At 49.3% G+C, this 16316-nt stretch carries 20 protein-coding genes; all 20 read left to right on the top strand.

Features of this window, described 5'->3' with window-relative positions; genetic code table 11:
* The first annotated feature begins 135 nt into the window (after nt 1-135).
* The 20 genes from GJB61_RS11175 to dxs all read left to right on the top strand — a co-directional run bounded on the left by GJB61_RS11175 (nt 136) and on the right by dxs (nt 16243).
* On the top strand, nt 136-399 hold the full coding sequence (locus tag GJB61_RS11175; RefSeq protein ID WP_420819741.1) for a YqhV family protein: 264 nt from the start codon (nt 136-138) through the stop codon (nt 397-399).
* An 83-nt stretch (nt 400-482) separates the two neighbouring features.
* On the top strand, nt 483-1484 hold the full coding sequence (spoIIIAA, locus tag GJB61_RS11170; RefSeq protein WP_154118576.1) for a stage III sporulation protein AA: 1002 nt from the start codon (nt 483-485) through the stop codon (nt 1482-1484).
* A complete protein-coding gene (gene spoIIIAB / locus GJB61_RS11165) occupies nt 1477-1995 on the top strand; it encodes a stage III sporulation protein SpoIIIAB (protein WP_154118575.1) in 519 nt (172 codons plus the stop codon). The genes spoIIIAA and spoIIIAB overlap by 8 nt, the downstream gene beginning before the upstream one ends.
* A gap of 13 nt (nt 1996-2008) precedes the next feature.
* Nucleotides 2009-2212, top strand: coding sequence for a stage III sporulation protein AC (gene spoIIIAC, locus GJB61_RS11160; RefSeq protein ID WP_154118574.1), 204 nt, complete (start codon nt 2009-2011; stop codon nt 2210-2212).
* 8 nt (nt 2213-2220) lie between these two features.
* Complete coding sequence (gene spoIIIAD / locus GJB61_RS11155; RefSeq protein ID WP_154118573.1) at nt 2221-2610, top strand: stage III sporulation protein AD; 390 nt, start codon at nt 2221-2223, stop codon at nt 2608-2610.
* Nucleotides 2611-2652: 42 nt separating this feature from the next.
* Nucleotides 2653-3888: a stage III sporulation protein AE gene (gene spoIIIAE, locus GJB61_RS11150; RefSeq protein WP_154118572.1), complete on the top strand. Its 1236-nt coding sequence runs from the start codon at nt 2653-2655 to the stop codon at nt 3886-3888.
* Nucleotides 3889-3928: 40 nt separating this feature from the next.
* Nucleotides 3929-4708: a stage III sporulation protein AF gene (gene spoIIIAF, locus GJB61_RS11145; RefSeq protein WP_154118571.1), complete on the top strand. Its 780-nt coding sequence runs from the start codon at nt 3929-3931 to the stop codon at nt 4706-4708.
* A gap of 82 nt (nt 4709-4790) precedes the next feature.
* Entirely contained in the window at nt 4791-5432 is a 642-nt protein-coding gene (gene spoIIIAG, locus GJB61_RS11140; RefSeq protein ID WP_338115758.1) for a stage III sporulation protein AG, read from the top strand.
* An 84-nt stretch (nt 5433-5516) separates the two neighbouring features.
* Nucleotides 5517-6422, top strand: coding sequence for a SpoIIIAH-like family protein (locus GJB61_RS11135; RefSeq protein ID WP_154118570.1), 906 nt, complete (start codon nt 5517-5519; stop codon nt 6420-6422).
* 244 nt (nt 6423-6666) lie between these two features.
* Nucleotides 6667-7176 carry an acetyl-CoA carboxylase biotin carboxyl carrier protein gene (gene accB / locus GJB61_RS11130; protein ID WP_154118569.1) on the top strand — a complete coding sequence of 170 codons (510 nt, stop codon included), beginning with the start codon at nt 6667-6669 and terminating at the stop codon, nt 7174-7176.
* Between the two features lie 53 nt (nt 7177-7229).
* Nucleotides 7230-8573: an acetyl-CoA carboxylase biotin carboxylase subunit gene (gene accC, locus GJB61_RS11125; RefSeq protein WP_154118568.1), complete on the top strand. Its 1344-nt coding sequence runs from the start codon at nt 7230-7232 to the stop codon at nt 8571-8573.
* A 115-nt stretch (nt 8574-8688) separates the two neighbouring features.
* Nucleotides 8689-9105, top strand: a complete 417-nt coding sequence (locus GJB61_RS11120) for an Asp23/Gls24 family envelope stress response protein (RefSeq protein WP_154118567.1) — start codon at nt 8689-8691, stop codon at nt 9103-9105.
* A gap of 74 nt (nt 9106-9179) precedes the next feature.
* Nucleotides 9180-9719 (top strand): alkaline shock response membrane anchor protein AmaP, encoded by a 540-nt coding sequence (amaP, locus tag GJB61_RS11115; RefSeq protein WP_338115757.1) that lies wholly within the window; start codon nt 9180-9182, stop codon nt 9717-9719.
* Nucleotides 9720-9734: 15 nt separating this feature from the next.
* Complete coding sequence (locus tag GJB61_RS11110) at nt 9735-9968, top strand: DUF2273 domain-containing protein (protein ID WP_154118565.1); 234 nt, start codon at nt 9735-9737, stop codon at nt 9966-9968.
* Between the two features lie 367 nt (nt 9969-10335).
* Nucleotides 10336-10788 (top strand): transcription antitermination factor NusB, encoded by a 453-nt coding sequence (gene nusB / locus GJB61_RS11105; protein ID WP_154118564.1) that lies wholly within the window; start codon nt 10336-10338, stop codon nt 10786-10788.
* Nucleotides 10789-10830: 42 nt separating this feature from the next.
* A complete protein-coding gene (gene folD, locus GJB61_RS11100; RefSeq protein WP_154118563.1) occupies nt 10831-11688 on the top strand; it encodes a bifunctional methylenetetrahydrofolate dehydrogenase/methenyltetrahydrofolate cyclohydrolase FolD in 858 nt (285 codons plus the stop codon).
* 9 nt (nt 11689-11697) lie between these two features.
* Complete coding sequence (xseA, locus tag GJB61_RS11095) at nt 11698-13083, top strand: exodeoxyribonuclease VII large subunit (RefSeq protein ID WP_154118562.1); 1386 nt, start codon at nt 11698-11700, stop codon at nt 13081-13083.
* Nucleotides 13055-13309: an exodeoxyribonuclease VII small subunit gene (xseB, locus tag GJB61_RS11090; protein WP_154118561.1), complete on the top strand. Its 255-nt coding sequence runs from the start codon at nt 13055-13057 to the stop codon at nt 13307-13309. The genes xseA and xseB overlap by 29 nt, the downstream gene beginning before the upstream one ends.
* A complete protein-coding gene (locus tag GJB61_RS11085; RefSeq protein ID WP_154118560.1) occupies nt 13299-14246 on the top strand; it encodes a polyprenyl synthetase family protein in 948 nt (315 codons plus the stop codon). Before xseB ends, GJB61_RS11085 begins: the two co-directional genes overlap by 11 nt.
* A gap of 92 nt (nt 14247-14338) precedes the next feature.
* Nucleotides 14339-16243 carry a 1-deoxy-D-xylulose-5-phosphate synthase gene (gene dxs / locus GJB61_RS11080; RefSeq protein ID WP_338115756.1) on the top strand — a complete coding sequence of 635 codons (1905 nt, stop codon included), beginning with the start codon at nt 14339-14341 and terminating at the stop codon, nt 16241-16243.
* Nucleotides 16244-16316: the final 73 nt, after the last annotated feature.

The following is a 16316-nucleotide window of genomic DNA, read 5'->3' as shown; positions in this document are numbered from 1 at the left end:
AAGCTCTATGATTTCTTTCACACTTTTAATTGTCTAAAGTTGGCCTGTCCCGCATAACCATGGATAATAGCCGCTATTAGTAGCGATTGAAGGCATAAGTCTGGGGCTTAAATCAATAAAAAGGAGTTGAGCAGATTGGACAAGTATGTGAGCTGGATGGCAGTGCTGCGGATCATATCGGGCAGTGTGGAAATTTCAGCTGCACTTCTTATGCTGCGCTTGAATCAGGTGGACAAGGCGTTGGCAGTGAATTCGGCGCTGGCACTGGTAGGTCCGACTGTATTGATCTTGACTACAACCATTGGCCTTACAGGGATGACCCAGCAGCTTTCATGGAGCAAGATTGGTTGGATCGGCTGTGGAGTGGCCTTTCTCTTAATCGGTATTCTGAAAAAATGATAGATGATAGTCATAAACGACACGTACAAGCATAAATATGGATTAAAGCAAATGAAGTAGAGGACAACTTGGGGGTTCATGGTATGGCTAACGATTGGCTTCAATTGTTTCCTGAAAAAGTGCGAGCTTTGCTCCAAACACTCCCCAGCCCACTGCTTGGGATGGTCGAGGAAATACGTGTCCGCGAAAACCGTCCGCTTGAAATTAATTATTCCGGAAGGTATCACTTTCTGTCCGGGGATGGCAGCCTGACACAGATTCCAGAAGAAGCCTACAAGCCGGATCGGGAAGACACTCACCGGCTGCTGGATCTGATCAGCAACCATTCCCTGTACACGATGGAGGAAGAGCTGCGCAAAGGCTTCATCACGATTCCCGGTGGGCATCGGATTGGACTGGCTGGTCGAACGGTGCTGAGCGGTGGTGGCGTGGAGCACTTGCGCGATATTACCAGCTTCAATGTACGGATTGCCCGTGCTGTACCCGGCATCGCCGATGGTGTGCTGCCTTATCTGCTGGACAAGGGGCGGCAGCGGATTATGCATACACTGATCCTATCGCCACCTCAGCACGGTAAGACAACCCTGCTGCGTGACCTGGCAAGGCAAATCTCCACTGGTGTACAAAGTAAGCGGGAGGGCGTACGGCCTGGGCTGAAGGTTGGAATTGTTGATGAACGTTCGGAAATTGCCGGCAGCAGACGCGGTATTCCCGCCTTTGACGTCGGCCCGCGCACAGATATTCTGGATGGTTGCCCCAAAGCGGAAGGCATGATGATGATGATACGCTCGCTCTCGCCGGATGTATTAATCGCCGATGAGATTGGCCGTCCTGAGGACGCTGAGGCCGTGACGGAGGCGCTGCATGCCGGAATATCCGTTGTGGCCTCTGCACACGGCAAGGAAGTGTCCGAGCTGGCTCGTAGGCCAGGCCTAGGTGGATTGCTGGAGCATCAGATGTTCGAACGGTATGTGATCCTGCACCGCTCAGAAGCGGGACTCTCCTTTCGAATTCTCGACAGCCAGAAACGAGGGCTGCTGCTGGTCTCTGCGGAGGAGCGAATAGGGGGTGACCTTCATGCTTAAGTTGTTTGGGGCCGTACTGATCGTGCTTGCAGGTACGCTGGCAGGATTCCAGCGTGCTCGGCAGTATGCGGACAGGCCGCAGCACATTCGCGGCTTAATCGCCGCTCTACAACGGCTGGAGACCGAAATTATGTATGGGTTCACACCGCTGCCGGAAGCTATGAGGCGGATCGGGCTGCAGTCCAGAGAACCGCTAAAGTGGTTTTTTGTCAAAGCCGCCGAAGAGATGAGTCCTCCGCATGACCGGAGTGCTCAGGATGCTTTTCAGCGGGTGATGGAAGCGCATTGGAAGACGACCGCAATGAAGGGGACAGAGAAGGAGATTCTCCGACAGCTTAGCTGCACGCTGGGTACAAGCGACAGGACGAATCAGAGTACCCATATCGCACTGGCTTTGCAGCAATTGAAGCAGGAGGAAACAATGGCCAGAGAGGATCAGGGCAAGTATGAAAAAATGAGTAAAAGCCTGGGTCTGCTGCTTGGAGCATTGATCGTCATTTTGATCTTTTAGCGAGGTGCCAGGAATGAATATTGAAGTCAACGCCATCTTTCAAATTGCCGGCATCGGCATCATTATAGCCATGATCCACACGGTGCTTAAGCAGATGGGCAAAGAAGATATGGCTCATTGGGTGACGATCGTCGGATTTATCGTTGTGTTGTTTATGGTGATCCGCATGCTGGATGGATTGCTCCAGGAAATAAAAACGATCTTTCTTTTTCAATAGGGTGTGCTATGGAAATCATTCAAGTTGTTGGAATCGGGCTGATGTCGACCATCCTTATCCTTATTCTCAAGGAACAAAAGCCACTGTTCGCCTTTCTGCTCGCTACGGCAACAGGCATTATGATCTTTCTGTTCCTGATGGGCAAGATTGGGATGATTCTCTCTACGCTGGAACGGGTGGCAGAATCCTCGGGGATGGAAATGATCTATCTGAAAACCGTGTTTAAAATCATCGGCATTTCGTATATCGCGGAATTCGGAGCCCAGATTGTACGTGACGCAGGTCAGGAAGGCATCGCCTCCAAAATTGAGCTCGCAGGCAAAGTGCTCATTATGGTACTGGCCGTACCCATTATCAGCATTATTATCGAAACTGTGATGAAGCTTTTGCCTGCTTGAACGATAAATATGATTTGCCAGTCGGCTACAGGAGGAGAAGTCATGCAAGAGCGCAGTGTTTTTCGGCCTCCCAAATTAAAAATGATACTGTTGCTGCTTCCTTGCTTATTCTTCCTTTGGTGCGCTGGGACTGTTCAGGCCTCTCCTGTCAGCTCTTCCTCTACTGACTCTGACTCCACCTCTCCCGTCGATAAATGGGTGAGGAGCCAAGTGCAGGACCTGCCTAAGGACGGAGTTGAGCTGTACTGGGATCAGCTGATGAAGGATTACGGCGGATTTTTCCCCGATGGAGCCACCCCTTCACTTATGGACATGCTGCTTCCAGGGGATAAGGGGCTTAGCTTTCAAGGTGTGTTATCCGGTCTAATGGGCTACATGTGGCATGAAGTGCTGTATAACGGCAAGCTGCTGGTGACGATTGTCATGATCAGTGTGCTCAGCATGATTCTGGAGACGCTACAGACCGCTTTTGAACGAAAAACAGTCAGTAAGGTAGCTTATACGCTCTGTTACATGGTCGTGCTAGTGATCGCTGTTAACAGCTTCAATATATCGATAGGGTATGCGCAGGATGCAATCGACCGGATGATCGACTTCATGATGGCCATGATTCCACTGCTGTTTGCGCTTTTGGCTTCTATGGGCAATGTCGTTACCGTCTCAGTGACCCATCCGTTGATTGTTTTTATGATTCATACGGTGGGTACTCTGATCCATACTGTGGTCTTCCCACTGCTGTTTTTCTCGGCGGTGTTGCATCTGGTCAGCGCATTGTCGGAGAAATATAAGCTGACCCAGCTGGCCAATCTGCTGCGCAATATTGGAGCGGGACTGCTGGGAGTGCTGCTGACCGTGTTCTTGGGCGTGATTTCAGTCCGAGGAATTACCGCATCCGTAACGGATGGGGTCACGATCCGGGCCGCTAAATATATAACAGGCAATTTCGTGCCGGTCATCGGCAAAATGTTCGCAGATGCTACAGATACAGTAATCTCGGCATCACTGCTGGTGAAGAACGCCATCGGGCTGTCGGGTGTCATTATCATTTTGTTTATTTGTGCTTTTCCAGCGATCAAAATATTGGTGCTGGCCCTCATCTACAATGTGGCCGCTGCGGTAATGCAGCCGCTGGGAGAAACACCAATTGTAAGCTGCTTGCAGACTATCGGCAAAAGCATGATTTATGTTTTCGCCGCATTGGCTGCTGTATCGTTAATGTTTTTTATGGCGGTCACGATTATGCTGACTGCCGGAAATGTCACCGTCATGATGAGGTGAGTTTAAGACTATATTTCGCAATGAGTTTAGGAGGGTAACCATGACCTGGTTAGGCGGGTGGCTGCGGGAGATCATTCTGGTTGTGCTGCTGGCAGCTTTCGTGGAAATGCTGCTTCCAAGTAAGTCCATGGAGCGTTACGCCAGGCTGGTGCTCAGTTTGCTGGTACTGCTCACCATGCTGAGCCCGATTGTTTCCCTACTGAAGGGGGACGCTGCTTCAGAGCTAAGTGTTGCCATGGCAAATCAGGAGAAAGATGGCGGACTGCTCGCTGGAGCGAAACAAGGAGACGATTCGCTGCAGAAGATTCTGGCGGATGGACAGATGCTGGCTAAGGGGCGCCAGGAGCAAAGCCTGAAGCTGGCTGCAGATGAGATAGCCGGTCAGATGAGAGATCAAATTACCAGTGAGACCGGAGTGCGTGGGGCACAAGTTACAGTGAAACTGGGAATGGGAAAAGCCGCTGATGCAACTATTGGCCAAGACGTCCCCGTGATTTCTTCGGTGAGCGTTTCCTTGCCATCAGCAACTGGAGGAGCTACTGGAACTAGCAGTCCCACAACTACGGAAACAACAACTGCAGAGCCGATTGTTATTCCACCAGTGGAGGAAGTCCAGATCACAGTAGAGACTACCCCAGACACAGAAGAGACCGGAACAGCAGTTGGAGCCGAGTCGGCAGCAGCAAATGGAAGCAATGAAGCTGACAGTAACGCAGCAGATGAGGCTGATTCAATTATCAAGCTATTAGAGCAGAAATGGGACCTGGCTCCCGGAGTTATTCAGGTGCAAGGCAAGAGCAGCAGTGACACCAAACTTTGAACCTTATACTCTGATGCTTGAACTATATAGATGGATGCTTACAGATCTGATTTATAAGCGAAGAATTTTTAGGAGGGATAGAGTGGGCAATTGGTTGAAAAAGCTGGAGCAGTGGGCCGGGGGCGGAGCAGGAAGTCCGAAGCGAAGTCATACCTTTCGTTGGCTGATTATTCTGGGTCTGCTGGGTACGGCGATTATGCTGTTCAACTCCTTCGTCAATGTGAAGAAGCTGGACAGTGAGAATACGGGGCGGGAGCCGCCAGTGAATCCATCCACACAATCTGCATTAGTGCAGGGTGAGACTACAACGCCAAATTCATTCGACAGTATTGAAGAAGCCATGGAGAATCGGACGAAGGAGATTCTGGAGAAGATCGTTGGCGTCGGAACAGTCGATATCATGGTCACAGTAGACTCAACAGAGGAAATTGTCGTGCAGCGCAATATGAATGATTCTCAGCAACTTAGCGAGGAAACTGATGCCAGCGGCGGCAAGCGGCATACGACACAATATACGAGGGATGGCGAAATCGTCACCTACACACAATCAGGGGATGAGACGCCAATCATCACGAAGCGAATTAAACCCCAGGTGCGCGGTGTCCTTGTTGTGGCTAAAGGGGCTGAGAACAAAGTCGTTCGAGGGTTGATTGAACAAGCCATTGAAAAAGGGCTGAATGTGCCGAGCTACCGCATTTCTGTTGTTCCGCGCAAGCAGGAATAGCAGAAGGCTAGGCTTACAAGCCATTTAATTGCGAAGTAATTCATGGGAGTGTAAGCTCCATTAAAATTTTAGGAGGAATAATCAATGAATGGAAAAAGACAAACAATTTGGTTGGTTTCCATGCTCAGCTTGATGGTGGTCCTTTCAGCATACTATTTATTCACAGAGGATTCTGGAGCTTCGGTTCCGAAAGAAACCGCAGGTACTATTCAGGTGGACTCAGCCAAAAATAATGCGGATGCGGCAGATCCAACGGTTGGTGATACAGGTGTTGTTGTCAATGAAGTAGTGACTCAGGGCGATGTAGCAGCCGATCCGAGTACTGCTGCTGAGAATAGCGATGCTGCCGCAGCCAATACTGACAGCTCCGCAATTCTGGATGACAGCACTACCGGTACAACCGATAGTGCCGATCCAGGAAACATTGCCACTGACACAACTGCTACAAATGCAACGGATGAAAATTCCACATCTGACCAAACAGCCACCAATGCGGCTGATTCTGATAAGGTTGCTACTGATAAAGCTGCTGCGGATAAAGCTGCAACAGATACAGCGTCAACTTCGACGGAGAAGACTCCGGCTAAAGATGATGCAGCGATCCTGGATGAAGTAGCCTCCCAAAGTGTATCGGCAAGCAGCCTGTTCAGTAACTATCTTTACGAACGTGAGCAAAAGAACCTGAAGGATCAAAATGATCTGCTCGCCTTAATCAATGACATGGATAAGACCCCAGCAGATAACGCGGTAGCTCAGGAGCAACTCCGTACTCTGGAGGAAAAAGAATCTAAAATCACCGGAATTGAAGAGCAACTGCAACAAAAATACGGTGAAGCAATTGTGAAAGAGGAGTCTGGAGATTCTTATAAAGTTGTGGTTCTCAGTGACAAGCTGGACGTCAAACAAGCCGTAGGAATTGTAGATCTAGTGATGAAAGAGTTGAGTGTATCCCAGGATAAAGTAAGTGTACAATATGTCACTGAGCAATAAGAGTGGTGCATAAAACATAAGAAATTGACGAAAGAGCTCGGGTTCTCCCGGGCTCTTTCCATTTCTAGCGTTTGTGATATAATACATAAAGTTATTTGAAATATCAGAAAGTATAAGTTTCTGCTATACTTTGCTTATATTTCTATAAGAAACGGATAACGTCCCTTTAAGGACGATGCAGCCGGTTCTTCTTATCCGCGATGAAGAGTGGCTTTGAGAGAAAGCTGAAGGAGTGAACTGATATATGTTCAAGTTAAGCGAAATTAAGGAATTAATTAAATTGCTGGACCAGACCTCCTCTGTACATGAGTTGGAGATCGAAAGCGAAGGAATGAAGCTGGCTATTCGCAAACCGGATCGCCCTGAAGCTGATGGATCAGCAATTCAGGCGACTCCTTATGCCTACCCCTTTACGCATGCTCCGCAGCCGCAGAGCCCGCAAACAGTCTTTTATACGGCAGCCAGTGAGACTCCTTCTGCACCGCAGCCGCAGGCTACTCCTGTAGAAGGCACATTACATAAAATTGTGTCTCCAATGGTGGGGACTTTCTATAGCGCCGCATCTCCGGAGCTAGGGTCATTTGTAAATGTGGGAGACCGTGTCAGTGAGAAATCAACAGTATGCATTATTGAAGCAATGAAGCTGATGAATGAGCTGGAAGCGGAGATTAAGGGTGAAATCGTGTCTGTACTGGCTGAGAACGGTCAGCTTGTAGAATACGGTCAGCCACTGTTTCTGGTGAAACCGGAATAAACATCCGCAGATAATGAGGAGCGTAAGCTTCGCACAATTTTGGGAGGAAACGCATGAACATTCAAAAAGTGTTGATTGCTAACCGCGGTGAAATCGCGGTCCGCATTATCAGGGCCTGCCGTGAACTCGGCATTTCAACTGTAGCGGTCTATTCGGAGCCTGACCGGGATTCGTTGCATGTTCGCTTGGCTGATGAAGCCTATTGCATCGGGCCAACCGCGGCCAAAGACAGCTATCTGAATTTTACCAATATTATGAGTGTAGCTACTTTAACAGAATGCGATGCCATTCATCCAGGCTATGGATTTTTAGCTGAAAATGCAGATTTTGCAGAAATATGTGAATCTTGCAATATTATCTTTATCGGACCTTCTCCAGATGCGATAAACCGCATGGGTGATAAGTCCGTAGCGAAGGAAACGATGAAGTTGGCTGGAGTTCCGATCATTCCAGGCTCTGACGGGATTGTAGATGATATTGAAGAAGCACTTATGGTAGCCCGAGATATCGGATACCCAATTATTGTTAAGGCTACTGCAGGTGGCGGAGGCAAAGGTATTCGTATAGCTGAGGATGAAGAGTCTCTGGTGAAGCAGATTACAGCTGCTCAGCAGGAAGCGCAGAAGGCATTCGGCAATGCTGGTGTTTACCTTGAGAAATTACTGACAGGTATGAAGCATGTTGAGATTCAGATTATTGCTGATAACCATGGTAATGTAGTTCATCTTGGCGAACGGGACTGTTCCGTGCAGCGTCGCCGCCAGAAGCTGCTAGAAGAAGCACCTTGTTCTGTATTGACACAGGATGTCCGTGAAGCCATGGGCAAAGCTGCAGTCCGCGCAGCGTTGGCAGTTGATTATTCAGGAGCGGGAACATTGGAATTTCTGCTTGGACCCGATGGACACTTCTATTTCATGGAAATGAATACTCGCATTCAGGTCGAGCATCCAGTAACGGAAATGGTTACGGGGGTGGATTTGATTAAGGAAATGATTTCTGTTGCAGAAGGCAACACACTTTCCTTTACTCAGGAAGATATCGTTATTAACGGCTGGTCGATCGAATGCCGTATTAATGCGGAAGATCCTGAACGGAATTTCATGCCTTCACCAGGCAAAATAGGATTTTATCTTCCACCCGGCGGGCTTGGTGTAAGAGTTGACAGTGCAGCATATCCAGGGTATACGATTTCCCCTTTTTATGATTCCATGATTGCAAAGCTAATTGTCTGGGCGCCGACACGCCAGGAAGCTATTGCCAAAATGAAGCGCGCTTTGGCTGAATTTGCAATAGAAGGCATACATACTACGATTTCGTTCCATCAGAAATTGCTGGAGCATCCAGTATTTTTGGAAGGCAATTTTGATATTAAGTTTCTGGAAGAATATGAAATTTAGGACGACTTCGCTTTGTTTGTCATAAAGTTCGTCAAATGATATAGTATGTTTAATAAGAGACGTGCTTTACGCTTGAAATCATGAACAACTTTTGTTGAAAGGTGTGAAGTCTAAGATGAGTACATTACCGACTGAATACGAACGGACGGAAATCGGTGAAATTCAGATCGCTCCAGAAGTGATCGAGGTTATCGCAGGCTTGGCAACGGTTGAGGTTAAAGGCGTTGCTGGCATGAGCGGCGGGTTTGCCGGAGGAATTGTAGAGCTTCTTGGACGTAAGAACCTATCCAAAGGAGTTAAGGTTGAGGTTGGCCAACGTGAGGCTGCAGTAGATGTATCCGTAATCATCGAATACGGTAACCGTCTTCCAGAAGTGGCTGCAGAGATTCAGCGCAATGTTAAGCGTTCTATCGAGACTATGACCGGTCTGACTGTTGTTGAAGTAAATGTACACATCCATGATGTGCAATTCAGAAACAACAACAATGTGGACAAGAATGAGGAAACAGACGTGGTTTTGCGCGTGAAATAACAGTCACCGTTCTTCCATAAACCCCCGACAGCAAAGTCGAGGGTTTACTCTAATTTAAGGAGGTTATGAGACTCGTGGCCAAAATTTTGGACAGACTTCTGCTGTTTGTCTACAGCTTAAGTATCGGAATATTATCTGTTATAGCCATCCTCCTGTTAAGTGGCGCTATTCCTAGAACTCTGGAGATTAAAGATGGGCCCACTGCCTATATTGCTGCCATTACTGCAGCCGTTGTCCTGTTCCTGCTCAGCATTCGTTTCTTCTATATCTCGCTGCGCCGTGACCGTGCCTCTATGCCTTCGGTGGATCAGCGTACTGAATATGGTGATATCCAGATCTCCATGGAAACCATTGAGAACCTGAGTCTTAAGGCCGCTGGTAAAGTAAAGGGAATCAGAGATCTGAAATCGCGGATACGTGTATCCCAGGCAGGTCTTGAGATCATGATTCGTGCTGTGGTGGATGGAGAACATTCTCTGCCGCTCCTCACAACAGAAGTACAACGACAGGTACATGATTTCGTGCAAGAGACTACCGGAATTCCGGTAGCTGACGTATCGGTATATATTGCTAACCTCACACAGTCTCCAAGTTTCAAAAGTCGAGTGGAATAGAGGTGAGTTTCCCTGATGTCTTGGAAAGAATTATGGGGAAGTCACGGGGGTAGAATAGTCGGAGTGAGCTCCGGCATCGTTCTCGGATTGATTTATTTAATTAGCGGGTTTTGGGATATGCTGTTCTTTGCACTGGTAGTGTTCATCGGGTATACGCTTGGGAATCGAAAGGATAAAGCGCAGGCTCCGCTGGTTCAATGGCGGGAACTGATCACGCGGCTGTCCGAACGCTGGCGTCCCTTCAAATGAACCGCAAATAGTCTTACTCCCGGAGCAGGAAGTATAAGTTTGTGTTGCTAGTTGCCTCGGGAAGAAGGCTGTGCGGTTTTTTATTTACGTTTAGGTTCGTCCGGATTCGGGAAATTTGCTGACAAGAGCCGAATTAGAAGCAGAAATACATGTTAAATGGGTGTGAAGCGTATTTCTTACAATTAAACTCGGGAATCAAGACTACATAAGCCTTTTCCTGATTTTTAATTGTGCGAAATACAATTAATATTTTAATTGTAATCACATGAGCTTTTGAGAGCGGTACTTTTGATAATGAGTTATCCCTAGTTGAGTCGGCGGTTCAATGGCAACATTTTAATGCGATATAAGATTGTAGGAGGAACACATGAAAAGACGTATAGCAAGAGAGATTATTGTCCAAAGCCTGTATCAGATGGAAATGAATGAAGTGGAAAGTGCGGATGCGGTAGAAATGCTGCTGGAGGAAGCTTCTGAGGAAAATGAGACTGAGCGTGTCATTACTGATGAAATTCAGCTGAAGCATTATGTAGTTGAGCATGTAAATGGGGTCTGGGAACACAAAGTAGCCATCGATGAATTGCTTGAACATTATTTGAAGGGCTGGCAAATGAGCCGCCTATCACGGGTCGATCGCCAAATTTTACGCTTGGCCACCTTTGAAATGGTATTTTCAAATGACGTGCCGGCTAAGGTAGCCGTAAATGAAGCTATCGATTTAGCGAAGCATTTCGGTACTGAGGATTCCGGTAAATTTGTGAACGGCGTGCTTGGTAAGATGATTCAGGAATTGGATACCATCAAAGCGGATCGTCCTTAAATATTCATAGAGACTAAGTACACAAAAGGGGAGAAGACTTTCATGACAGCAGCAATCATCAGTGGTAAACAAGTATCCGACGAAATTCGTATCGACATTGCCCAGGAGGTTGCTGGGCTGGCAGAGCGCGGGGTAAAACCCGGCCTTGCCGTCGTTCTTGTCGGTGAAGATCCCGGGTCCCAGGTCTATGTTCGCAATAAGGAGAAATCCTGTATCAGTCTTGGCTTTTATTCAGAAGTGCACAAATTGGATGCTTCGACTTCTCAGGAAGATCTGTTGGCACTGGTAGAGACACTAAATAATCAGGATGATATCGATGGCATTCTCGTTCAGTTGCCTCTGCCTAGCCATATTGATGAGAAGGCCGTGATTAATGCTATTTCTGTAGAGAAAGACGTAGACGGCTTCCACCCTGTAAATGTAGGAAATCTGATGATAGGTGCGGATAGTTTGCTACCTTGTACGCCTGCGGGAGTAATCGAGTTGATCAAGCGCACCGGAACCGGGATGGCTGGCAAGCATGCGGTTGTCATCGGACGCAGCAATATCGTAGGAAAGCCTGTATCACTGCTGTTGCAGCGTGAGAATGCAACTGTAACGATGTGCCATTCCCGCACAGCCAATATGGCTGAACTCAGCCGTCAGGCAGATATTCTGGTGGTAGCTATCGGACGCGCCAACTTCATTGACGGCTCCTATGTGAAACCGGGCGCGGTTGTAATTGATGTGGGTATGAATCGTCTGGATAACGGTAAGCTTGCTGGTGACGTTGATTTTGAAAGTGCCAAGGAAGTTGCCGGTTACATTACACCTGTACCGGGCGGAGTTGGACCGATGACGATCACAATGCTGATGAGCAACACGCTGATTGCGGCCAAGCGCCGCCGCGGCTTGGAATAGGTCAGAGTTATGGCGGTAGAGCGGAAAGTCTACTCGATAAAAGAACTTAACGGTTATATCCGCATGAAGCTGGATTCGGATGTTGTTCTCTCAGACGTATGGATTCGTGGAGAAATATCCAATTTCACACATCATAGCAGTGGACATATGTATTTTACGCTCAAGGATGAGAGTAGCCGAATTAAGTCCATTATGTTTGCTTCGCACAACCAGCGACTGCCTTTTGTTCCGAAGGAAGGCGCGCGGGTTATTGCCAGGGGCAATGTGACTGTCTATGAACGGGACGGGCAATACCAGTTCTATGCGACACAGATGCAGCCTGACGGGATCGGCAGTCTGTATCTGGCATATGAGCAACTGAAGAGCAAGCTGGAGCAGGAGGGACTGTTCGCAGCGGAGCGTAAGCGGCCGCTGCCACGTTTCCCTAAATGCATCGGTGTGGTCACTTCACCGACAGGAGCAGCAGTCCGGGATATCGTGATTACGCTCCAGCGACGGTTTCCGCAGGTGCCGATCGTAATCTATCCCGTACTGGTGCAAGGCAAGGGCGCTGCGCCTGCTATTGTCAAAGCGATCAAGACGCTTAACGCCATGGGCGAAGCGGATGTATTGATCGTCGGACGCGGCGGCGGCTCGCTTGAGGAGCTGTGGGCGTTCAACGAAGAAGAGGTCGCGCGCGCGATTTATCAATCGGCCATCCCGGTCATCTCGGCCGTTGGCCACGAGACCGATTTCACGATTGCCGACTTCGTCGCTGACCTACGCGCGGCAACGCCCACGGCGGCCGCGGAGCTGGCTGTGCCGCACGCGGGCGAGCTTGCTGCTCAGCTGCGCCAGCAGCAGAACCGGCTGCGCCAGAGCCTGCTACGGCGCTCCCAGCGCGGCGGCGAGCGGCTGGCGTCGCTGCAGCGCTCGCTCGCGCTGGTAGGGCCGCGCCGCTACCTGACGCAGCACACGCAGCGGCTGGACATGCTGCGCCAGCGTCTTAGCGGCGCAGCCGAAGCTCGGCTCAGCCGGGCGCGGGAGCGCCAGACGGTGCTGCAGCATAGCCTGCAGCGCTTTAACCCGCGCGATGGTGTGCTTGCAGCCCGTCAGCGCACCGAAGGCATGCGCCGCGAGCTGTTGAGCGCGATGCAGGCACGGCTGCAGGACAAGCGCTCCCGCTTCGTTGCGGAGATGCGCCATCTGGATGCACTCAGCCCGCTTAAGGTAATGTCGAGAGGCTACAGCCTCGTCTATGACCAAGAGGAACAGCATTTGATCAAATCGCTGAAAGAAGTCGAGCTCGGCGATCTTGTCGTGATAAAGCTAAATGATGGACAACTTGACTGCCAAGTGCGGGGAATGAAGGAGGATGCAAAAGACGATGGCAAAGGAAACGGAACTGGATTTTGAGGGAGCAATGGACCGGCTGGAGGATATCGTACGTGAGCTTGAGCACGGCGACGTTCCCCTGGAGAAGGCCATCGATTTATTCCAGCAGGGTATGAAGCTGTCGCAGCTTTGCGGCAGCAAGCTGGAGCAGGTGGAGCGCAAGATCGAAATGATTACTCTAGAGGATGGGGAGTTGCGCAAGAAACCATTCGGCGGACGGCTGGAAGGAGATACCGATGAGGCGTAAGGAGCAGGGTCTTGAAGGAAGCTCGACTAGCGAGACTCTGCGCCAGCCATTTCAGGATTATTTTGCGGCGATTTGTAATCTTGTCGCTAGTGAGTTAGACAGTACCCTGCCTGCTAAGTGGGCGGTACCAGCGCATCTGCGTGAGGCGATGGACTATTCACTCAAGGCTGGCGGCAAAAGACTTCGGCCGCTGCTGGTTATATCTGCTTGCGAAGCACTGGGAGGACGCCGGGAGGCGGCTCTGCCTGTAGCTGCTGCAATTGAAATGGTCCATACCTACTCATTGATACATGATGATCTGCCAGCCATGGACAATGATGACTATCGGCGCGGCAAGCTGACGAACCATAAAGTATTCGGCGAAGCGACGGCTATCCTTGCGGGTGACGCGCTTCTGACGCATGCTTTTTATAGCGTTGTTCAAGCTTCGCGGCGATACGACATTCCTGCAGAGCGTACACTCTCCATTATTGAGGATCTGGCCGAGATGTCCGGTCCGCGTGGGATGGTTGGGGGTCAAATTGCCGATATGGAAGGCGAACAAGGGCTCACTGATCTCGATCAGCTGCGGTATATACATTTGCACAAGACGGGTGATCTAATAGTCTTTTCTTTACTGGCTGGTGGACGTATCGCAGGCGCGACTGAACAACAGTTGGAAGCTCTACGGCAGTTCGGGACATTAATTGGACTAGCTTTTCAGGTTCAGGATGACATTCTGGATCTGGTGGGAGACGAAGGCAAGCTTGGCAAAAAAACAGGCAGCGATATTAAGCAGCAAAAGGTAACCTATCCGTATTTTATCGGTCTTGAAGCTTCGCGAGAAGAAGTAAAGCGTCTGACTGAAGCAGCCCAGAAGGCTGTGCTGGAAGGCGGCTTTCAGGACAGTACACGACTGCTGGAGATTGCAGTCTTTTTAATGGCACGCGATCATTGATTGTACCTTAACAGGCTATACTTCGATAGCCCTTTCGTTTGTGTTATAATGGGATTTATATTTTACAACATCTAGGAAAGCGGGGAATACACGTGCTGCTTCCACAAATAAATGATCCGCAAGCATTGAAATCATTGTCGGTCGAGGAACTAGCGACCCTTGCGGATGAAATCCGTCGGTTTCTTATCGAGAAACTGTCAGTAACAGGAGGGCATCTTGCCTCCAATCTGGGAGTAGTGGAGCTCACGCTGGCCCTTCATTTCTGTTATGACAGTCCTCGGGACAAAATGATCTATGACGTAGGGCACCAAGCCTATGTTCATAAGATACTGACCGGCCGCAAAGACCGTTTCGATACATTGCGTAAGCATGATGGATTATGTGGTTTTGTAAAGCGTGCTGAAAGCGAGCATGATGTCTGGGAAGCTGGACATAGCAGTACCTCCCTCTCGGCGGCTATGGGCATGGCTCTGGCGCGAGATTTAAAGGGTGAAGATAATAAAGTTATTGCGATCATCGGGGATGGTGCTCTTACAGGCGGAATGGCCTTTGAAGCGCTTAACCATATTGGACATGAGAAGCGCAAACTAATGGTAATCCTGAACGACAATGAAATGTCTATCGCGCCGAACGTTGGGGCAATGCACAATTATTTGAGCAAAATCCGTTCAGATCGTCATTATTTGCGTGCTAAAGATGAAGTTGAAGGACTGCTGAGAAAAATCCCGGCAATCGGGGGCCGACTCGCGAAGACCGCGGAACGGGTAAAGGACAGTCTTAAATATATGATGGTACCTGGTGTGCTTTTTGAGGAACTGGGCTTTACTTACCTTGGACCGGTTGACGGGCATGATCTGGAGAAGCTGATTGAAGTCTTTCATCAAGCAGATAATGTAGCTGGTCCTGTTATGGTGCATGTGCTTACCACCAAAGGTAAAGGGTATAAACCGGCAGAAGCCGACTCTTATAAATGGCATGGGATATCTCCGTACAAAATTGAATCGGGCCAGGTGCTTCAGGCTGTTGGGAATCCAATGTATACAGAGGTTTTCGGCAAGACGCTGATCGAGCTGGGGCATCAAGATAAACGCCTTATTGCGGTTACTCCTGCGATGCCAGGTGGTTCGGGGCTGTTCCCGTTTGCCAAAGAATTTCCGGACCGGATGATTGATGTAGGAATTGCCGAGCAGCATGCCGCGACCCTTTGTGCAGCATTGGCTCTTGAGGGTATGAAACCGGTATTTGCTGTGTATTCTACCTTTATGCAGCGTGCGTATGATCAGATCGTACATGATATTTGCCGTCATAATGCTAATGTTATGTTCGCTATTGACCGTGCTGGTTTTGTCGGTGCTGATGGTGAGACACATCAGGGTGTCTATGATATTGCCTTTATGCGTCATATTCCAAATATGGTCATGATGATGCCGAAGGACGAGAATGAACTGCGCCATATGATGAAGACGGCGTTAGAATATAATGATGGACCGATTGCCTACCGCTATGCGCGTACCAATGGAACTGGTGTAGCAATGGATGCCGAACTGCGGGTGTTGCCGATTGGATCATGGGAACGGCTGCGACCTGGCGACGAATATGCCATTTTAGCCTGCGGCCCGATGGTTCAAGTAGCCGAAGAAGCGGCAGAGGTATTGAAGCGTGAAGGTATTCAGGTTGGGGTGGTAAACGCTCGTTTCCTTAAGCCACTAGACAGCTCCATGCTGCTTGATCTGGCGCGGGCAAATACCGGAATGATTGTGCTAGAGGAAGCAAGCCAGGCAGGAAGTTTGGGCAGTGCTGTGCTGGAATTCTATGCTGAGCATGAGATTTACGACACTCGGGTGCATCTGATGGGGGTGCCTGATCTATTTGTGGAGCATGGCTCCATCAAGGAGCAACGCCAAGAAACGGGACTTACCGTTGAAGCGGTGTGTGGACGGATCAAGTCAATGATAACTTTAAGCACTTATTCATATAAGACGACTTCATCTTCCTAAGCGGAAGAACGTTAACCCACCAAGAAGAAACGATTTCGCTGTCCTTTTATGGGCGGTACCCGTTCCTTCGAGA

This window comes from Paenibacillus monticola, from assembly GCF_009664975.1.
Taxonomy (GTDB): Bacteria; Bacillota; Bacilli; order Paenibacillales; family Paenibacillaceae; genus Paenibacillus_AQ; species Paenibacillus_AQ monticola.
Note: the sequence above shows the minus strand (reverse complement) of the source record. Positions and strands in the feature narration are given on the sequence as shown.

Coding starts and splice junctions, on each gene's coding strand:
- accC (WP_154118568.1), top strand. CDS start 7,230: ATGAACATTCAAAAAGTGTTGATTGCTAACCGCGGTGAAATCGCGGTC.
- spoIIIAC (WP_154118574.1), top strand. CDS start 2,009: ATGAATATTGAAGTCAACGCCATCTTTCAAATTGCCGGCATCGGCATC.
- spoIIIAF (WP_154118571.1), top strand. CDS start 3,929: ATGACCTGGTTAGGCGGGTGGCTGCGGGAGATCATTCTGGTTGTGCTG.
- spoIIIAE (WP_154118572.1), top strand. CDS start 2,653: ATGCAAGAGCGCAGTGTTTTTCGGCCTCCCAAATTAAAAATGATACTG.
- xseB (WP_154118561.1), top strand. CDS start 13,055: ATGGCAAAGGAAACGGAACTGGATTTTGAGGGAGCAATGGACCGGCTG.
- GJB61_RS11120 (WP_154118567.1), top strand. CDS start 8,689: ATGAGTACATTACCGACTGAATACGAACGGACGGAAATCGGTGAAATT.
- spoIIIAD (WP_154118573.1), top strand. CDS start 2,221: ATGGAAATCATTCAAGTTGTTGGAATCGGGCTGATGTCGACCATCCTT.
- xseA (WP_154118562.1), top strand. CDS start 11,698: ATGGCGGTAGAGCGGAAAGTCTACTCGATAAAAGAACTTAACGGTTAT.
- spoIIIAA (WP_154118576.1), top strand. CDS start 483: ATGGCTAACGATTGGCTTCAATTGTTTCCTGAAAAAGTGCGAGCTTTG.
- GJB61_RS11110 (WP_154118565.1), top strand. CDS start 9,735: ATGTCTTGGAAAGAATTATGGGGAAGTCACGGGGGTAGAATAGTCGGA.
- spoIIIAB (WP_154118575.1), top strand. CDS start 1,477: ATGCTTAAGTTGTTTGGGGCCGTACTGATCGTGCTTGCAGGTACGCTG.
- GJB61_RS11085 (WP_154118560.1), top strand. CDS start 13,299: ATGAGGCGTAAGGAGCAGGGTCTTGAAGGAAGCTCGACTAGCGAGACT.
- folD (WP_154118563.1), top strand. CDS start 10,831: ATGACAGCAGCAATCATCAGTGGTAAACAAGTATCCGACGAAATTCGT.
- nusB (WP_154118564.1), top strand. CDS start 10,336: ATGAAAAGACGTATAGCAAGAGAGATTATTGTCCAAAGCCTGTATCAG.
- GJB61_RS11135 (WP_154118570.1), top strand. CDS start 5,517: ATGAATGGAAAAAGACAAACAATTTGGTTGGTTTCCATGCTCAGCTTG.
- accB (WP_154118569.1), top strand. CDS start 6,667: ATGTTCAAGTTAAGCGAAATTAAGGAATTAATTAAATTGCTGGACCAG.